The 16,928-nt window shown below is 45.0% G+C and carries 20 protein-coding genes; 3 read left to right on the top strand and 17 right to left on the bottom strand.

The window, feature by feature from the left end; genetic code table 11:
- The 9 genes from dxs to accB all read right to left on the bottom strand — a co-directional run bounded on the left by dxs (position 1) and on the right by accB (position 8,862).
- Positions 1–1,893 (bottom strand): 1-deoxy-D-xylulose-5-phosphate synthase, encoded by a 1,893-nt coding sequence (dxs, locus tag J7E38_RS01065; RefSeq protein WP_214704441.1) that lies wholly within the window; start codon positions 1,891–1,893, stop codon positions 1–3.
- 298 nt (positions 1,894–2,191) lie between these two features.
- Entirely contained in the window at positions 2,192–3,085 is an 894-nt protein-coding gene (locus J7E38_RS01060) for a polyprenyl synthetase family protein (RefSeq protein WP_214704442.1), read from the bottom strand.
- A 2-nt stretch (positions 3,086–3,087) separates the two neighbouring features.
- Positions 3,088–3,321 carry an exodeoxyribonuclease VII small subunit gene (locus J7E38_RS01055; RefSeq protein ID WP_144476399.1) on the bottom strand — a complete coding sequence of 78 codons (234 nt, stop codon included), beginning with the start codon at positions 3,319–3,321 and terminating at the stop codon, positions 3,088–3,090.
- The gene (gene xseA, locus J7E38_RS01050) at positions 3,314–4,669 is read right to left on the bottom strand and encodes an exodeoxyribonuclease VII large subunit (RefSeq protein ID WP_214704443.1); all 1,356 of its coding nucleotides are present in this window, start codon (positions 4,667–4,669) and stop codon (positions 3,314–3,316) included. Before xseA ends, J7E38_RS01055 begins: the two co-directional genes overlap by 8 nt.
- 162 nt (positions 4,670–4,831) lie before the next feature.
- Positions 4,832–5,704 carry a bifunctional methylenetetrahydrofolate dehydrogenase/methenyltetrahydrofolate cyclohydrolase FolD gene (gene folD, locus J7E38_RS01045; RefSeq protein WP_214704444.1) on the bottom strand — a complete coding sequence of 291 codons (873 nt, stop codon included), beginning with the start codon at positions 5,702–5,704 and terminating at the stop codon, positions 4,832–4,834.
- A gap of 53 nt (positions 5,705–5,757) precedes the next feature.
- Positions 5,758–6,150, bottom strand: coding sequence for a transcription antitermination factor NusB (gene nusB / locus J7E38_RS01040; RefSeq protein WP_214704445.1), 393 nt, complete (start codon positions 6,148–6,150; stop codon positions 5,758–5,760).
- 411 nt (positions 6,151–6,561) lie between these two features.
- Positions 6,562–6,972, bottom strand: coding sequence for an Asp23/Gls24 family envelope stress response protein (locus tag J7E38_RS01035; protein ID WP_214704446.1), 411 nt, complete (start codon positions 6,970–6,972; stop codon positions 6,562–6,564).
- Between the two features lie 15 nt (positions 6,973–6,987).
- Positions 6,988–8,343 carry an acetyl-CoA carboxylase biotin carboxylase subunit gene (accC, locus tag J7E38_RS01030; protein WP_214704447.1) on the bottom strand — a complete coding sequence of 452 codons (1,356 nt, stop codon included), beginning with the start codon at positions 8,341–8,343 and terminating at the stop codon, positions 6,988–6,990.
- Positions 8,344–8,355: 12 nt separating this feature from the next.
- Positions 8,356–8,862: an acetyl-CoA carboxylase biotin carboxyl carrier protein gene (accB, locus tag J7E38_RS01025; RefSeq protein WP_214704449.1), complete on the bottom strand. Its 507-nt coding sequence runs from the start codon at positions 8,860–8,862 to the stop codon at positions 8,356–8,358.
- Between the two features lie 208 nt (positions 8,863–9,070).
- On the opposite strand from accB, the gene J7E38_RS24015 reads away from it, so the two are divergent.
- Positions 9,071–10,552 (top strand): methyl-accepting chemotaxis protein, encoded by a 1,482-nt coding sequence (locus J7E38_RS24015; protein WP_214704450.1) that lies wholly within the window; start codon positions 9,071–9,073, stop codon positions 10,550–10,552.
- Positions 10,553–10,588: 36 nt separating this feature from the next.
- Here J7E38_RS24015 and J7E38_RS01015 read toward each other — a convergent pair whose 3' ends face one another.
- The 8 genes from J7E38_RS01015 to spoIIIAA are packed head-to-tail and all read right to left on the bottom strand — an operon-like array spanning position 10,589 to position 15,730.
- On the bottom strand, positions 10,589–11,134 hold the full coding sequence (locus tag J7E38_RS01015) for a SpoIIIAH-like family protein (RefSeq protein ID WP_214704451.1): 546 nt from the start codon (positions 11,132–11,134) through the stop codon (positions 10,589–10,591).
- A 3-nt stretch (positions 11,135–11,137) separates the two neighbouring features.
- Entirely contained in the window at positions 11,138–11,797 is a 660-nt protein-coding gene (spoIIIAG, locus tag J7E38_RS01010) for a stage III sporulation protein AG (protein ID WP_214704452.1), read from the bottom strand.
- On the bottom strand, positions 11,787–12,416 hold the full coding sequence (spoIIIAF, locus tag J7E38_RS01005) for a stage III sporulation protein AF (RefSeq protein ID WP_214704453.1): 630 nt from the start codon (positions 12,414–12,416) through the stop codon (positions 11,787–11,789). Before spoIIIAF ends, spoIIIAG begins: the two co-directional genes overlap by 11 nt.
- A 12-nt stretch (positions 12,417–12,428) precedes the next feature.
- Positions 12,429–13,628: a stage III sporulation protein AE gene (gene spoIIIAE / locus J7E38_RS01000; protein ID WP_214704454.1), complete on the bottom strand. Its 1,200-nt coding sequence runs from the start codon at positions 13,626–13,628 to the stop codon at positions 12,429–12,431.
- Positions 13,629–13,660: 32 nt separating this feature from the next.
- Entirely contained in the window at positions 13,661–14,050 is a 390-nt protein-coding gene (gene spoIIIAD, locus J7E38_RS00995; protein ID WP_186326758.1) for a stage III sporulation protein AD, read from the bottom strand.
- A 14-nt stretch (positions 14,051–14,064) separates the two neighbouring features.
- A complete protein-coding gene (spoIIIAC, locus tag J7E38_RS00990) occupies positions 14,065–14,271 on the bottom strand; it encodes a stage III sporulation protein AC (protein WP_009794945.1) in 207 nt (68 codons plus the stop codon).
- Positions 14,272–14,290: 19 nt separating this feature from the next.
- Positions 14,291–14,806 (bottom strand): stage III sporulation protein SpoIIIAB, encoded by a 516-nt coding sequence (gene spoIIIAB / locus J7E38_RS00985; protein ID WP_144476362.1) that lies wholly within the window; start codon positions 14,804–14,806, stop codon positions 14,291–14,293.
- On the bottom strand, positions 14,807–15,730 hold the full coding sequence (spoIIIAA, locus tag J7E38_RS00980) for a stage III sporulation protein AA (RefSeq protein ID WP_215038064.1): 924 nt from the start codon (positions 15,728–15,730) through the stop codon (positions 14,807–14,809). It abuts the gene before it with no gap.
- 175 nt (positions 15,731–15,905) lie between these two features.
- On the opposite strand from spoIIIAA, the gene J7E38_RS00975 reads away from it, so the two are divergent.
- Positions 15,906–16,058 (top strand): hypothetical protein, encoded by a 153-nt coding sequence (locus tag J7E38_RS00975; RefSeq protein WP_214704458.1) that lies wholly within the window; start codon positions 15,906–15,908, stop codon positions 16,056–16,058.
- A gap of 100 nt (positions 16,059–16,158) precedes the next feature.
- Positions 16,159–16,824 (top strand): SIMPL domain-containing protein, encoded by a 666-nt coding sequence (locus J7E38_RS00970; RefSeq protein WP_214704459.1) that lies wholly within the window; start codon positions 16,159–16,161, stop codon positions 16,822–16,824.
- The last annotated feature ends 104 nt before the right edge of the window (positions 16,825–16,928 follow it).

Here is a 16,928-nt window from a genome sequence, read left to right as displayed (position 1 = left end):
TTACGCCCTTTTTTGTTTCTGTCTTGCAAGCTTTTGCATTCTTAAAACAACATCTTCTGTTGTCATGCCAATTTCATGAAGCAGCTTGTCGACGCTTCCATGTTCGATGAACTTGTCCGGAATCCCCATCCTGTCGATTTCGACGTGCTGATAGCCAAGGTCATGTGCCGTTTCAAGCACAAAGCTTCCGAATCCGCCCTGCAGGACAGCTTCCTCAATGGTCAGGATCGGCATGTTTTCGTTCAGGATCCCTGTAAGCATTTCTTCATCAAGCGGCTTGATAAAACGTGCATTGACAACTTTTACGGATACACCTTGCTTTTCAAGGATTTCCGCCGCTTCCATTGCCATCGGAATGGTTGTTCCGAACGTGAGGATGGCTGCATCTTCACCTTCACGCAGCACTTCCCAGCTGCCAATCGGGATTTCCTTCAGTTCTTCATCCATTGGGACACCGAGACCATTGCCTCGAGGGTAACGCATCGCAATCGGTCCATCATCATACTGGATTGCAGTCTTCACCATATGCTGACCTTCGTTTTCATCTTTCGGCATCATCAAGACCATATTAGGCAGATGCCTCAGGAAGGCAATATCGAATACACCTTGATGCGTTTCACCATCCGCTCCAACAAGTCCGGCACGGTCTATGCCGATGAACACATTAAGGTTCTGGCGGCATATATCATGAACTACCTGGTCATAGGCTCGCTGCAGGAAGGTGGAATAGATCGCCAGGAATGGCTTCATCTTTTGTGTCGCCAGGCCAGCAGCAAAAGTCGTTGCATGCTGTTCGGCAATTCCGACGTCAATCATCCGGTCAGGGAATTCACTTGCGAAGCCTTCAAGTTTTGAACCAACAGGCATCGCTGGTGTCACAGCCACGATCCGCTCATCTGTCCGTGCGATTTTTCTTACAGTCTCACTGACGAGCTTACTCCATGCCGGCGGTGCGGAGTCCGGTTTTACGAAAGCACCGGTTTCCATTTTATAAGGGCCTGTTCCATGCCAGGTGCCGATTTTATCATTTTCAGCAGGATTGTATCCCTTGCCTTTTTTGGTGATGACATGCAGAAGCACAGGACCTTCCTGTTTCTTTGCATATGCAAGGTTCTCGAAAAGAGCGTCATAGTCATGGCCATCCACTGGTCCAAGATAAGTGAAACCCAACTCTTCGAAAAAGATGCCTGAAACGAAGAGATATTTTAAACTGTCCTTGATCCGCTCGGCTGTGGACGCCAGCTGGCCGCCAATGGCAGGGACTTTTTTAAGCAGGTATTCGAGCTCATCTTTTACCCAGTGGTATTTACCCGCAGTCCGAAGACGTCCAAGCACATTATGCAAGGCTCCAACATTTGGCGCGATGGACATTTCATTATCGTTCAGAATCACGATCAGCTTCTTTTTCTCATGTCCGATATGATTCAACGCCTCTAACGCCATTCCCCCTGTAAGGGCACCATCGCCGATGATCGGCACAATATGGGAATTTTCCCCCTTCAAATCACGGGCGATTGCCATTCCCATTGCAGCTGATAAAGAGGTTGAGCTATGGCCGGTTTCCCAGACATCATGCTCGCTTTCCACCATTTTCGGGAATCCGCAAAGGCCTTTATGCTGCCGCAATGTATCGAATTGACAAGCTCTGCCTGTCAGGATTTTATGAACATAGGACTGGTGGCCAACATCCCAGAGGAATTTATCCTTTGGGCTGTCAAAGCATTTATGGAGAGCAATCGTTAATTCGACCACTCCAAGGTTAGGTCCAATATGTCCTCCTGTGACCGATAATTTTTCTATCAAAAACTGCCGAATCTCCCTGCTTAACTCTTCCAATTCCTTTTTCGAAAGATTTTTCAAGAAGGAAGGGTCTTTTATCGATAAAAGATCCATTCGGACCACTCACTTTCATTTCTGACTTATCATTCCGCCATTTTTTCAGGCTGTTCTTCATAGACTATTGCTCTGCCTGCTCCGTATCAGGCCGCAATACAAGCAATATGGTTAAAATAACCTTATTCTAAAAAAGTTGTTAGTAATAACATATATTAAATAAAGAACGGTTTTCAAGCTATACCTTAAAATATGGCATCTATTTTTCACAATATGTATAAAAAAAGCCGCCAACACCAAGGTGCTAACAGCTTATTATAGCACACGGATGAAGAATGCTTCAACGAGGCACAGATTTCTAATGGTTTCTTAATCCAATCAAATCCGTAATTTGTGAAAGGACCCCCACTTGAAGCCCGGTTGATTCCAGAGCATCCTTGGCATTGCGCAGGTGATCCTGCAGGGCTTGTTTGGCTCCATCCAGTCCAAGCAAAGCGGGATATGTGCTTTTTTCGTTCGCAGTATCGCTGCCGATAGGTTTGCCAATCATCTCTTCTGTCCCTTCGAGGTCCAGGATATCGTCTCTAATCTGGAAAGCAAGACCGATATGATAAGCAAACTTCGCCAGTATTTCCTTTTGTGCAGCAGTTGCCCCGGCAATCTCTGCTCCGGCAATGATACTGTATTCAAGCAATTTCCCTGTTTTATGGATATGGATATATTCAAGCTGTTCGAGCGTCAGCTTTCTGTGCTCCCCTTCCATATCCGCTACTTGTCCGCCAACCATACCATGAGCTCCCGCAGCAGTTGACAGCCTGCTGATCAATGTCAGCTTGACCTTGTCGGATGCTGACTCCTCTGGCATTTCCGCAATCATGTTGAAGCTAAGCGTCAACAATGCATCTCCTGCAAGAATGGCCGTGGCTTCACCGAACACTTTATGATTCGTCAGCTTTCCTCTTCTTAGATCATCATCATCCATGCTTGGCAGATCATCATGGATCAAAGAATAAGTATGGACCATTTCAATTGCCGCAGCAGCATCAAGTCCATGAATCGGGTCTTTGCCAAAAGCGTCAATCACCGCAAAGACCAGAAGCGGCCGAATTCTCTTCCCGCCTGCTTCAAGAGAATAGAGCATGGCCTTTGCAAGATTTTCCGGAGTCTCCAGGGAACCAACTGCATCCCTGAGCCGCTCCTCAAGAAGTGCCTTATATTTCTTTGAAAAAGAATCTAGTGAAACAGGATGCAAAACTATTCCTCCTCATTTATGGAGAAGCTTTCAGTCCGTCCATCTTCAGTAATGATCTGGGCCAGTTGTTCTTCCACATTCTTTAGCTTATCATGGCAAAGTTTGGATAATTCCATTCCTTCTTTATAAAACGAGATTGCTTCCTCCAATGGCACATCGCCCTCTTCCAATTTTTCAACAATACTCTCCAATTGGTCCATCGCCTGTTCAAAGCTCAGTTTTTTTTCTTCAGCCATTGTTTTCACTCTCCTCAATATCTGTAACGACGCATTTAATGCTTCCATCAGAAAGCTTTACGAATATTTTTCGTTCCGGCTTTACCTGGCTGACAGTCTTGATTAAGCTTCCATCATCTGTGTAGGCAAGGCTATAGCCGCGGTCCATGATTTTCAGCGGGCTCAATGCTTCAAGAGTGGACAGGATCCCGTTGAACTCTTTTCTCTTTTCTGAAACAACAGCTGTCATGGCCCGGTTTAATGCCCTCGTTGTTCTTAAATGTCTCTCTGCAGAGATTTTCCTTAATTCCTCTGGATGGCTGCGCTCCAATCTTCGTTTCAATTGAATAAGCGCATCATGTTTAGAGGAATATAATTTTTCAGCTCCGCGGGTTAGTGATTCAGTCAGCTTGTCGATTTGTTCAAGCTTTTGCTCATATAATTTTCTAGGGTAGCGGAAGGCGTAAGACCTGATCAGCCGCTGGTAGCGCTCTTGCTGGAAGAACACCTTTTCCCGCATAGCCCTCATCAGTCTCGTCTCCCTGTTCATTACCCTCTCAATCAATTCCTGGATATGAGGGACAGCAAGTTCAGCCGCACCTGTAGGCGTCGGTGCTCTCATGTCTGCAACGAAATCCGCAATCGTGAAATCCGTTTCATGTCCGACTGCCGAAATAATCGGTATTCGTGAGGCAAAAATCGCCCTTGCGACTGTTTCCTCATTGAAATTCCACAATTCTTCAATCGATCCGCCTCCGCGTCCAATGATCAGAACATCAAGATCTTCCCGCTCATTTGCCTTCTCGATCGCCCTCACGATGGAAGGGCCGCCCTGATCACCCTGTACAAGTGCTGGAAAGATCAGTACCTTCGTTATCGGATATCTTCTTTTGATCGTCGTCAGTATATCACGGATTGCCGCCCCTGTTGGAGATGTGACAATCCCGACAGCTTTCGGGTATTTTGGGATAGGCTGTTTATATTTCGGGGAAAAAAGCCCTTCTTGCTCAAGCTTTTTCTTGAGCTGCTCATAAGCGACGAATAAATCGCCCACTCCATCGGTTTTCATATCCTTTATGTATATCTGATACTGGCCGCTGCCTTCATATACGGAGATATCTCCTCTGACCAGCACCTTCATCCCATTCTCAGGCCTGAACTTCATGTTTCGGGCAGATCCGGCAAACATGACAGCAAGTATTCGGGCTTTCTCGTCCTTGAGTGTAAAATACATATGTCCGCTGGAATGCCTTTTGAAATTTGAAATTTCACCTTTGAGATAAACACCCTGCAAATGCGGATCAGCATCGAATTTTCGTTTTATGTATTTAGTTAACGCATTGACGGTAAGATAACGCTGTTGCTCCATTGGAAAACTCCTTTGGCGGAACATATGAATATTCCTTTAAAGATTGATTCAGGCTTCATAAAAAACTGCCCATATCCATTATAAGTTTAGAATCCCGATTCGTCACTTAACATAAGTGGATTTTCAGTTTCTAACCATAACAGATATGGACAGGATACTGCCTTATCGATTTGAATTTTGTAGTCTGCTCATATTATTTTTTGCCGACTTGAGGGTATTGTACATCAGCATGGCAATGGTCATTGGACCGACACCGCCCGGCACTGGAGTGATATAGCCGGCTTTTTCTTTTACTTCATCAAAAGCGACATCCCCGCATAGTTTGCCTTCATCGTTCCGATTCATGCCCACATCGATGACGACAGCTCCTGGTTTGATATGGTCCGCTGTAATCAATCCGGCTTTTCCAACAGCCGCTACAATGACATCCGCCTGCTTTGTGTGTTCTTTCAAATCCTTTGTTCTCGAATGGCAGTATGTAACCGTTGCATTTTCATTTAAAAACAATTGGCCTGCCGGCTTCCCGACAATATTGCTTCTGCCAACCACGACTACATGCTTGCCGGCTAGGTCGATTCCGATTTCCTCCATCATCACCATCACACCGTAAGGAGTACATGGCAAAAAGGCATCCTGTCCGGTCATCATTCTGCCAATATTGATCGGATGGAAGCCATCAACATCTTTTTCAGGGGAAATGGCTTCAATCAATTTCTTCTCGCTGATATGCTCCGGAAGAGGCAGTTGTACCAAAATGCCGTGGATGGCCTCATCGTTGTTCAATTCTTCAATTTTGGCCAATAGTTCCTGCTCAGCAATCGAAACAGAATATTCAATCAGGACGTTATGCATCCCCAGTTCCCTTGCCGTTTTTTGCTTGCTGGTGACATAGGTTCTCGATGCCTGGTTATCTCCGACAAGAATGACAGCCAGGCCTGGAGTAACACCCTGCTTTTTTAGCTCCTGGACCTGATCCGCAATTTCGAGTCTTTTCTTTTTAGCAATTTCTTTCCCATCAATAATTATAGCAGCCATACTTTCTCCCCCTATATAATCAGGGAAAGGCCAACCTGCATGCTTCAATGGTGTCAGGAAATGCTTTGTTTCACTTTTGACAGAACACCATTGATGAACCGGCTTGATTGGTCATCCCCATATAATTTAGCAATTTCAATCGCTTCATCAAGAACGACATTCATAGGTACCTCTTCATTGCAGTATTTCAATTCATATACAGCCAGGCGAAGCAGATTACGGTCAACAGCCGCCAGTCGGTCGAGGGACCACTTTTCCAAGTACACCTTGATCTCCTCATCAATTTCCGGCTGATGCTCCAATGTACCGTTTACAAGCTTATTCAAATAGTCATCCCCGGCTTCTTCTTCAAGCACATGCTCAATCGCATCCGATGCTTCCACCTTGCTTATATCAATCTGGAATAAGGCTTGCAGCGCCTTTTCTCTTGCTGTTCTTCTTTTCATGGAATTCTTTAGCTCCTTTTATCGCTTGTCTGATTCTAACAAAATAATAGCATATCATATCTGATAAAGCATGGTTTCCTATTATTTTTCACTTTTTAGAAAAAAGTTAATCAAAGCAAAGGCAAATATCTGGTGGAAGCAAAGAATTTGTGGATGTTATTAACTGTTCCTGTGCCCATGTCGGTTAATGAGGTTATCTGTGCCTGCTTCGGACAGCTTTTACAAAAAAAAAGGAATCCTGTCCGAACCCGGACCTACTTCGGACAGCTTTAACCGAAAAACCTGCAATCCTGTCTGAACTTGGACCTGCTTCGGACAACTTTAAAAGGAAAACCAGGATTACTTAGCAGGTATCTCCTAAAACTATAAAAAAAACCAAAGGCATGTATATTTATGCCTTTGGTTCGGTGATTAAACTTCCTGTTCGACTTCTGGTTCTACTTTTTGGTTTTCGAACTGAACGCCGACTACATGGATATTGACTTCTGTTGCATCAAGTGCGGTCATGTTCAATAATGCCTGGCGGATGTTATCCTGGATTTTCTGTGCTACCACAGGAATCGATACGCCAAACTTCATGACGCAATAAACATCAACCTTGATTCCTTCTTCTACAAGCTCAACTTTTACACCTTTGCCGTGGTTTTTCTTTCCGAGTCTTTCGACTACACCAGCTGCGAAGCTTCCGCGCATCTGCATGACACCTTCTACTTCTGATGCAGCGATGCTTGCAATGACTTCAATTACTTCAGGTGCAATTTCTACTTTGCCCAAGCCGTTTTCATCATGGCTCATTTCAAGTAAATGTTGCTGTTCACTCATGGCTAGACCCTCCTATTATTCTTCTGACATCACATCATACATTTCAAGGAATTTCGTATTGAACTGCCCTTCCACGAATTTTTCATGGTTCAGCAGCTTGAGATGGAACGGGATCGTTGTGTGGATTCCTTCAACCACAAACTCACCAAGCGCCCTCTTCATGCGGTCAATTGCCTCTTCCCTGCTGCTTCCATAAGTAATGACTTTCGCAATCATTGAATCATAGTAAGGCGGGATTGTATAACCAGGATATGCCGCTGAATCTATTCTAACACCAAAACCGCCTGGAGGGAGATACATTTTGATTTTGCCTGCTGATGGCATGAAATTTTTCGCCGGATTTTCTGCGTTGATCCGGCATTCAATCGCCCATCCGTTGAACTGGACGTCTTCCTGCTTAAGGCTCAGCCTTTCCCCGGAGGCAATCTTGATCTGTTCCTTGATCAAATCGACGCCTGTCACCATTTCAGTTACAGGATGTTCAACCTGGATACGGGTATTCATCTCCATGAAATAAAATTTGCGGTCGCGGTAGTCATAGATAAATTCTACAGTGCCTGCACCGGTATAATCAACTGCTTTTGCAGCCTTAACCGCTGCCTCGCCCATTTCTGCCCTGATTTCACCGTCAAGCGCCGGAGAAGGGGTTTCTTCAAGCAGTTTTTGCAGGCGTCTTTGGATGGAGCAATCACGCTCTCCCAGGTGGATAGTATGGCCGTAGCTGTCAGCAAGCACCTGGATTTCAACATGACGGAAGTCTTCAATATATTTCTCAATATACACTCCAGGATTTCCGAAAGCTGTCATCGCTTCCTGCTGGGTAATATTGATCCCTTTGATCAGCTCCTGCTCGGTACGGGCAACACGGATTCCTTTTCCGCCTCCGCCAGCCGTCGCCTTGATGATGACCGGGTAACCGATATCATTCGCCAGGCTGACCGCATCCTCCGTGCTTTCAACGATTCCCTGTGAACCCGGCACGATCGGCACATTCGCCTCCTTCATCGTTTCCCTCGCAACATCCTTAGTCCCCATCTTTTGGATCGATTCAGGAGAAGGACCGATGAAATTGATATTGCACTCCCTGCAAAGCTCGGCGAAATCGGCATTCTCGGAAAGGAAGCCGTACCCCGGATGAATGGCATCGCAGCCTGTTAGCTTGGCCACGCTGATAATATTTGTGAAATTTAAATAGCTGTCCTTAGAAGCCTTTGGTCCGATGCAGTATGCCTCATCAGCTAGCTGTACATGGAGAGATTCTTTGTCAGCTTCCGAATAGACGGCGACGGATTCAACTCCCAATTCCCTGCACGCACGGATGACGCGGACTGCTATTTCTCCTCTGTTGGCTATCAGTACTTTTTTTATCATCAATATCGCTCCTTATTCGGGCTTAACCAGGAATAAAGGCTGGCCGTATTCTACAAGCTGTCCATCTTTAACTAGAATTTCTACGATTTCCCCGTTCACTTCTGCTTCGATTTCATTGAAAAGTTTCATTGCCTCGACAATGCAAACAACCGAATCCTTGCTCACTTTGGATCCCGCTTTCACATATGCATCGGCTTCAGGTGAAGAAGATGCATAGAAGGTCCCAACCATTGGTGAAACAATCTTATGTAAATTTGAAGTATCCTGAACTTCTTCCTGCTTCACTTCCTGGACTGCTGCAGCTTCAACTTTAGGCTCAGGGCGTGAAGCTTCCTGAACCGCCGGCACTGGCTGCGCCGCAGGCGCCGGTGCAGCTTGCTGAACATGTTCAGCCACGGATTTCACTTCTCCGTGCTTCTTCATTTTGATTTTTGATCCTTCATATTCGTATGAAAACTCATCAATGCTTGATTGATCCACTAATTTAATTAACTCTCTGATTTCCTGTACTTTTAACATTTTTAGGCACCCCTTGTCCATTTCATAATTAAGACTAGATACTAACACTATACGATAATACCATGTAAAAATTCAATATGTAACACTGTTTCTTGTCTTCCTTCTCTATTTTAATATTTTCTGAAAAAAAAGTGAATTCATACGACAGGAATCCCGAAATTTCTAGCGAATATAACATTAGTTTGTTTTTCCGAGGAGACTAGAATAAATGAAAACAATCGAAGAAATTAAACATGAGGATTTAAAAAGGAAAAATTCCTTAACCGTCAAAGCCACTTTTGTATCTGTTATTTTGGCCGCTGCAGTGGATATCGCCATGCAAAAAGAACTTGCCGTCATCCTGTCGATTATTGTGGGCGGCGGATTGGGTGTGGGGCTGGTCGCCTTGCTCCACTATTCTAACAAGCTGGCAAACTTCATTCCCTATTTATCTGTGTTCATTGTTTCAGGCGTTTTGTACCTTATTATGGAAACCAGTGTTTCCCCCGCTGCCTTCACACTTCTTTATTTTATCCTGGCGGCTGCGGCAATCTATATGGACAGGAAATTGCTGTTTCTCGCTTCCGGTCTGGGTTTCATGCTCATTACGATTTTCACGCTGCTACACGGGCAGGAGCTGCCATTGGAACCGAAAAATTATGTGACCATCTATCTTCTATACATGTTAGTGACAGTCATGCTAGGTTTTCAATTTTCGATCTCAAAAAAGCTTGCAGAGACGATTGTTTCTGCACAGCAGGAAACAGAGAGACTTTTGGTGAAAGATTCAGAGACGAAAGAAGTGATCAAATCCAGCACCAGGAGCATCGCAGCCCTGATAGATGAAGTGAAATTCAAAAGCCGGGAGAATTACGAATCTTCTAATGAAATGACCCAATCCGTGACAGAAATATCTGCCGGGATTAACATTCAATCAGATTCGGTTGTGGATATCTCCCAATCCCTTGAAAAGACGAACCAGGTGATCGCCAGAACATCGGCACTTGTCGAAAAACTCCATCACGATTCAGTGGCAGCTGCGAACGTCACCGAAAAAGGTGATGAATTGATGTCCAACCTAATAACAGAATTGACCGCCTCTTATGACAATATGAGGAATGTCAACGATCATATCCTGTCCCTTTCTTCACTGATCAAGGAGACAGCCAGCTTTGCATCCGACATCCAGGGGATCGCGTCGCAAACTAATTTGCTGGCATTGAATGCATCGATTGAAGCTGCCAGGGCGGGAGACAGCGGCAAGGGTTTTGCTGTCGTTGCCGAAGAGGTAAGAAAGCTCGCCGACATCACAAGCAACACAGCAACACAGATTACTGAAAATCTCAAAAGTGTCATGAGTGACACTTCAAAGACGAAAACAGGCGTTAACCTGACAGCTGAAAAGCTCACGGAGAACCTGGAACTTGCTGCGGAAACCATGGAAGCGTTCAAGAGTATCCATCAAACCTTTATAGGCCTGAAAGAGGATATATCAGAGCAAGACGAATTGACTAGAACGATCCTGGATTCATCGGTGGCTATCGAGAGTTCGATTGCAGGCTTCAGTTCCGTCATCCAACAGGCCAGCGCAGCACTGGAGGAGATCTCCTCCTCAGCCATCTCGCAAACCGAGCATCATGAACAGCTATTTAAATCAGTCGAAGTTGCTCACCAATCTTTGGATCAATTAATAAAGCTGCAGCAAAATTAAAGGGAAGGCATTTGCCTTCCCTTTCGCTTTATTGATTTATTTTGCAGGGTCAAACTGGACCGCTACCGGCTGGAAAGAGCCTAACTCCGTACGGACCATCTGAATGATTTCGTTTGCAGCGGAAGCAGAATGTTCCTTGGCTTTCACAGTGATCCTTACATTTTCACCATCTGCACGAACCAATGCGTCTTCATAGCCCATTGATGTAATCAATGTTTCCAGAATCTGTTCTTTTTGTGAAATCGCATCAAGCTGATTCATTTTATCAATAGCTTCGCTTCTTTCCTCTGCTGGCAAGTCAGTTGTAGCAGCTACCGTCTGCAGCTCTTCTTTTTGCTTCGTGCGCTGTTCTTCAAGCTTCATGCGAAGCGCTTCGAACTTCTCATCGCTTGCGACACCGGAAACCACAGTCTTGCCATCTTTAGTTTCAGTCGCTGCTGTTTCCTTATCTTCTGCTTTCTTTTCTTCAACGCCTGCAAGATCGGACTTCTGCTGCTCAGGTGAGGTGATATAATACACCGATAATACAACCACAAGACTCAACATCGTCAGTAACCAAACTGTTTGCTTTTTTAATAACATCTATTATTCCCCCTTAGATTTTTTAGGCATGACAGCCACCCGGTGGTTCGGAACATCCAATGCCCTTGTGACTGCTTCGATAATCCATTTTTTCACTTGTATATTGTCTGCACCCTTCGCAACCACGAGCACACCTCTGATTTCAGGCTTCTTTGTCTCGAGAACGATTGGCACCTCTTTCTCACCATTTCTGATGATGACCAGCTGCTCGTCTTGCGATGCATCCTGGACTTTGCGCTTGCCGCCTTCACGATCAGTTTCATCCGTTGTCTGTGATTGGATGACCGTATTTTTCTCAAGGACCTTCTTTTCAGTAGCATCCACGTTCACCAAAACAGTGACATCGCCGACGCCATTGATGCCTTCCAGGATCTCGGTCAACTGGGCTTCATATGCTTCTTCATAATCCGAAATGACATCGTTTCCTACAGATTTCTTCTGTCCGAATACGGCTGCGTCCTCTTCAGTTTCCGCCTCCTTAGTGGCAGTAACAGCAATGTCGGGATTCTGGTCGCCGATGATATTGCCGATCAGCATAATCGCCGCTCCGAATAAAACGACAATTATTAAGTATTGGTATTTGCCGGTTTTCTTTTCCGGCGGCCCATCCTTGCTGCCCAGTTGTTTCTTTAGCCAGCTCAACGGACCTTTCTCATTGTCCATGCTCGTCACTCCCCCCTTCTATCATTATTTGAATAGACTTTTCAGGAACATTCCATTTTTCTGACAGAAGAGAAGATATTTGATCTGTATTCTGAGAGGTTTGTTTTGATGGAAGGGGTGCATTCGTATCAATTTCTACTTCTCTTACTACTGCCACAGTCTCTCCCTCATCCTCCGCTTTTTTCAGATGGACGATGACATACTCCAGGTTCTCCGGGAAAGGCCGCTGATCCTGATCATTTACTTCGAGCTCGATATTCGCAATCTCCATTCCTTGTTGTTCCATCAACTCCTCCTCTGCGGCTGTTTTCAATTGGACAGCCATTGTTTCTAAAATATATGCATGCTGAGAGGCTTGTATTTCTGTTTTCTGAATTTCTATTGAATTTTTTATCTTTTCATCTTCCTGGCCGCTGAACTGGCCCATTTTTGCAATTGCCGTTTCAAAGTCAGAAGTGAATAGTTTCATGACAGGAGACAGGATGATAGCAATCAAAATCAGCCCCGTCACCATTTTTGTGTATTTTTGGAAACTTGAATTGGGCAGCAGCATATCCAGGACGGTCGCCAGGAGAATGAAAATGATGATATTCGTAACCCACTCTTTTATAAAATCCATTCCTTCTCCTCCTTACCTCACCATCATCGTTAAGTTTCCAGCGGCAATAATGACCGTGATCGTCAGGAAAAACATCAAAGACACAATGCCAAGCGCGGCAAAAACATAGATGATGCTTTTACTGATAATATCTAGACAGGTTATGACCGGCCCGCCACCAAGCGGCTGGAGGATTGCTGCTGCGAATTTATAGATAAAGGCAACCATGAGGATTTTGACTGCCGGGAAGGCTGCGATGATCAGCAGAATGGCAACACCCGCTATTCCAACCGTATTTTTCAGGAGCATAGAAGCGCTGATGACCGTATCGGTCGCATCTGTGAAAACGCGGCCTATGACAGGGACAAAATTGCCTGTAATGAATTTTGCTGTTTTGACAGTCACTCCATCTGTTATCGCTGAAGATGCCCCCTGTACGGAAATGACGCCAAGGAACACTGTCAGCAGGATTCCCAGAAGGCCGACGCTCCAGTTACGGAGCATGCTGGCGAGCTGCGTGACCTTGTAATGTTCAGACAGGATACTGACGATGCTCAAAAGTGTTGATAAGAATAACAACGGTAAAACCACATATTGGATGAACATCCCGCTGGTGTTCATCATAAACAGAATGACAGGATGGAAAAAAGCTGCTGAAATCAACCCGCCGGAAGTGGCCATCAATGCCAGCAGCAGCGGGATCAGGGCAAGGATGAACTGGATCATTGTCCCAATCGCGTCATTCGTGTAATCCACTACTACATGGAAGCTGTTAAGAGCGATGATGATCAGAACCATGAACACAATGGAATAAGCTACCTTGCTGATGGTGCTTTTTTCGAAGGAGTTTTGCAGGGCTTGAAGAAACATGCTGAAAATAGTCAGGAGGATCAAGGACCCCAGCAATTTTCCGTTTACAATGAACTCGTGAAAGGCGAAATTCACGATGCCTTTGAACCATTCTTTCAAAGAGAACTTCTTTTCACCGCTTATAAAATCATACAGGCTACCTTTCTGGCTTTCTGGCAGATATCCATCATATTTATTGATGATATCTTCCCAGAATCCCTTAAGCTCATCGATATTTAAATCTTCAAGCTGGGCTCTTGCGATTTTATCCGGGTTGATCACCGTGTTTGTTTCCGGTTCATCACCCGCAGCTTGTACACCCGGGATGAAAAAAAATAGCTGGATCAATAGTATGCCAAGTATGAACTGCAGACGCTGCTTCAACTTCTTTCACCTCTTTAGGGGCGGGACTTGAGTCAGCCCGGAATCAAGCGAATGATTGTTTCAATCATTACCGTAAGAATCGGAATGGCCATGGCCAGAATAAGGATTTTGCCGCCAAGTTCGATTTTTGAGGCGATTGCACCCTGGCCGGCATCCTTTGTGATTTGGGCTGCAAATTCGGCAATATAGGCGATGCCGATGATTTTCAGGATTGTTTCCACATAAACAACATTCACCCTGGCATTGGCCGCCAGCTTCTGGATCATCGAAATGATTTGATAGATTTGATCGACCAGGAATAGGAAAATAGCTGAACCTGTAAAAACAATCAGCAGAAAGGCAAAATTGGGCTTTTGCTCTTTGACAATCAGTGCCAGAAATGTCGCAATCAGCGCTACACCTGTTATTTGAAGGATTTCAATCGCAAAGCCCTCCCTTACCCCTGAAATAGGAATACCGATTTAATTTTTTGAAAAAGATCATCAACAATTGATGCAACCATGAAAAGGATATAGATGAATCCAAACAATGTTACCCACTGCGCATATTCCTTCTTCCCCACCTGATCGAGAATCGTATGCAAAAATGCCACCACAATGCCTACACCTGCTATTTTAAAAATAATATCCACTTCTAGACCCATCTTGTCCTCCTCCTAAACGCTACATCAGTAAGATGATTAATAATAAGCCAGATAAAAAGCCGATGCTCTTCACCATTTTTTCGTATTTCATCTGTTTCTCGCAGGCATCTGCTTCTTCTCTTTCAAGATGGGAGATCGTCAGGAGAATTTGTTTCTGCTGAGAATGCCTGTCATGCCTGCCAAGCGTTTCTCCAAATTGCTTCATGATTTCAAACTCTCCCTGTTTGAAGGCTGTCAATTTCCAGACTTCCTTCAGGCTCTCTTCCCATGCAGATTTGACTGTGGTTTCAGATTCAGTCAGCTTTTTGGAAAACGTCTCAAAAAACCATGAAAGGGGCTTCGCCATTTGCTCAGACAGCTTCCTAGAGGCTTCATGGAGCGGTGTATGCCCATACATGATTTCCGCTTCCAGTGACTGCAATGCCGACTTCAAAAGCCGAAGCTGCCTGGGCCGTTCACTAAGATGCCTTGAAGCTTCAAAACCTGTCCAGGTCGTCGACAGGATTATCAGTATAGCGCCGATTATTTTTATCATTTATGTCACTCTCACTTTTTGGCGGATTTCTTTTCCGCTTCCATCACGAATCGATGTGATTGTCCCAGGGCCAGAAATTCTTCCAAGTTCTACGAACCGGTCAAAGATACCCATGTCCAGAATTGGTTTCAAGGTTGGCCTTTTTTGGATATCCTCAAGAGAATCCCCATGTGTTGTCATGATCAGCTTGATTCCTGCATTGACAGCTTCAAGAATCGCATCGGCATCCTCTTTCCGCCCAATTTCATCCACGACAAGGATATCCGGACTCATTGAACGGATCATCATCATCATGCCTTCTGCTTTCGGACACGAGTCCAATATATCCACCCTGGGTCCGAAGGTTAGCTGCGGAACTCCCTTTACACATCCGGCAATTTCTGATCTTTCATCGACAATGCCTGCTTTTAAAGGCGGGACTTTTTTCTCGGGAATACCGCTTGAAATCATCCTGGCTATATCCCTGAGCAAGGTTGTTTTTCCTGTTTGCGGAGGACCGATAATCATCGTATGTTTCCAGCCGTTTTGGTATAAATGTGGCATCAGTGGTTCAGCACTCCCGATTTTTTCCCTTGCGATCCTGAAATTGAATGAAGAAATATCCCTGATTGCTTTTACAGAACCATTTTCCAGAATGACCTTCCCGGCAATCCCGACTCGATGGCCGCCAGCAATCGTAATATAACCGCGCTTTAATTCTTCCTCCAGGGTATACATAGAAAAATGCCCGAGCTTATTCAACAGCTGGACAGCATCCTCAGGGGGAATGATATACGGGAGGAATTTCGGTTTTCCTCTTACCGTTATTTCTAGCGGCCGGTTGATCCGGATCCGCACTTCTTCCATCCCATCTTTGTCATTAGGAGGCACTGCATCCAGCAATTCAGCAATCCGTTTCGGCAAATAAGATAAGATATCATCCATCATTGATCCTCCTGATTTTCGCTTACTTAATATGTATGCCTGCTTGGCCACTTTATGACCTGCACATTCATTCAGAACCGCTCCACAACCGATATTTCAATAGAGGACAAACCGAAAAAAAGAAAATAAATTCAGTTTTCAATGAAGAGACTAGTATGGAAAGGAGTTGATCAATATGAATGAAGATCATCAGAAGTTCCAGAAAGTACAAAGAGCGGACCGTGCCACGTACCTTGGAGGAGGCCGGAGTCCCAAGGAATCGCCAATGACCGACCCAAAGTATAACAACAAAAATGATACGGACAAGGCACCCGGGGCCGGCGAGTAAGATTTTTCCGTAAGTTCATCAATGTGATCCCTCCGCGTTATTTGTTTTTCTTTTCATACATAGATATGGGTAAGAGACAATAAATGTGGAGGGATGATGGATGGTTAATGGAGGATATGACGTCTACCATACGAACAATTCTGGAAACAAAAGAAAAATCACCGTCAGCGGCGAAGGGATTGTTTACTCTGCACCAAACAGGGCAACAGCTACAGTAGGAGTTCGGACAGAAAATCCAAACCTTCAAGCCGCCCAGACAGAGAATGCCGAAAAGTCTACTTCGATGTTAAGAGCATTACAAAACCTGGGGATCGCAAAGGATGATATAAAAACGGCAGATTTCCGGATCGACCCCATCTATACCTATGAGGAAGGCAAGCAGTTATTTCAGGGGTATCGTGTCACGCATTTGTATACCGTCACCATCAGGGATCTTGCCCAGGCGGGATTGGTCATTGATACGGCTGTGGCCAATGGTGCGAATGAGGTCATGAACATTCAATTCTCAGTCGCAGAGCCTCAAGCCTTATATAACCAGGCACTTTCAATGGCAGTAATCGATTCATACAACAAAGCACAAACAGTCACCCGGACGCTGGGATACCAAACTTCCATTTCCCCTCTCTCCATTACCGAAGAAACCCAAAAAGGATCTCCAGGCCCATTCCTGGTTGCTTCAATGGACACAAGCAGTGCAAAAGGAACGCCCATAGAACCGGGCAAGCTGGAGATTAAGGCAACCGTGACCGGAACGTATATTGTTTGATAAAAATCGAAGCCAGGCTGTCCGCCTGGCTTCTGTATTGCTTGAATACTTGACTGAGGACCACTATAAGCAGGAAAACTCTGAAGGTAAAAAGGACCATCACC

Origin of the sequence: Bacillus sp. ISL-35 (genome assembly GCF_018613355.1) — a bacterium.
Lineage (GTDB): Bacteria > Bacillota > Bacilli > Bacillales > Cytobacillaceae > Mesobacillus.
This window is presented reverse-complemented; position numbering and strand designations above follow the sequence as displayed.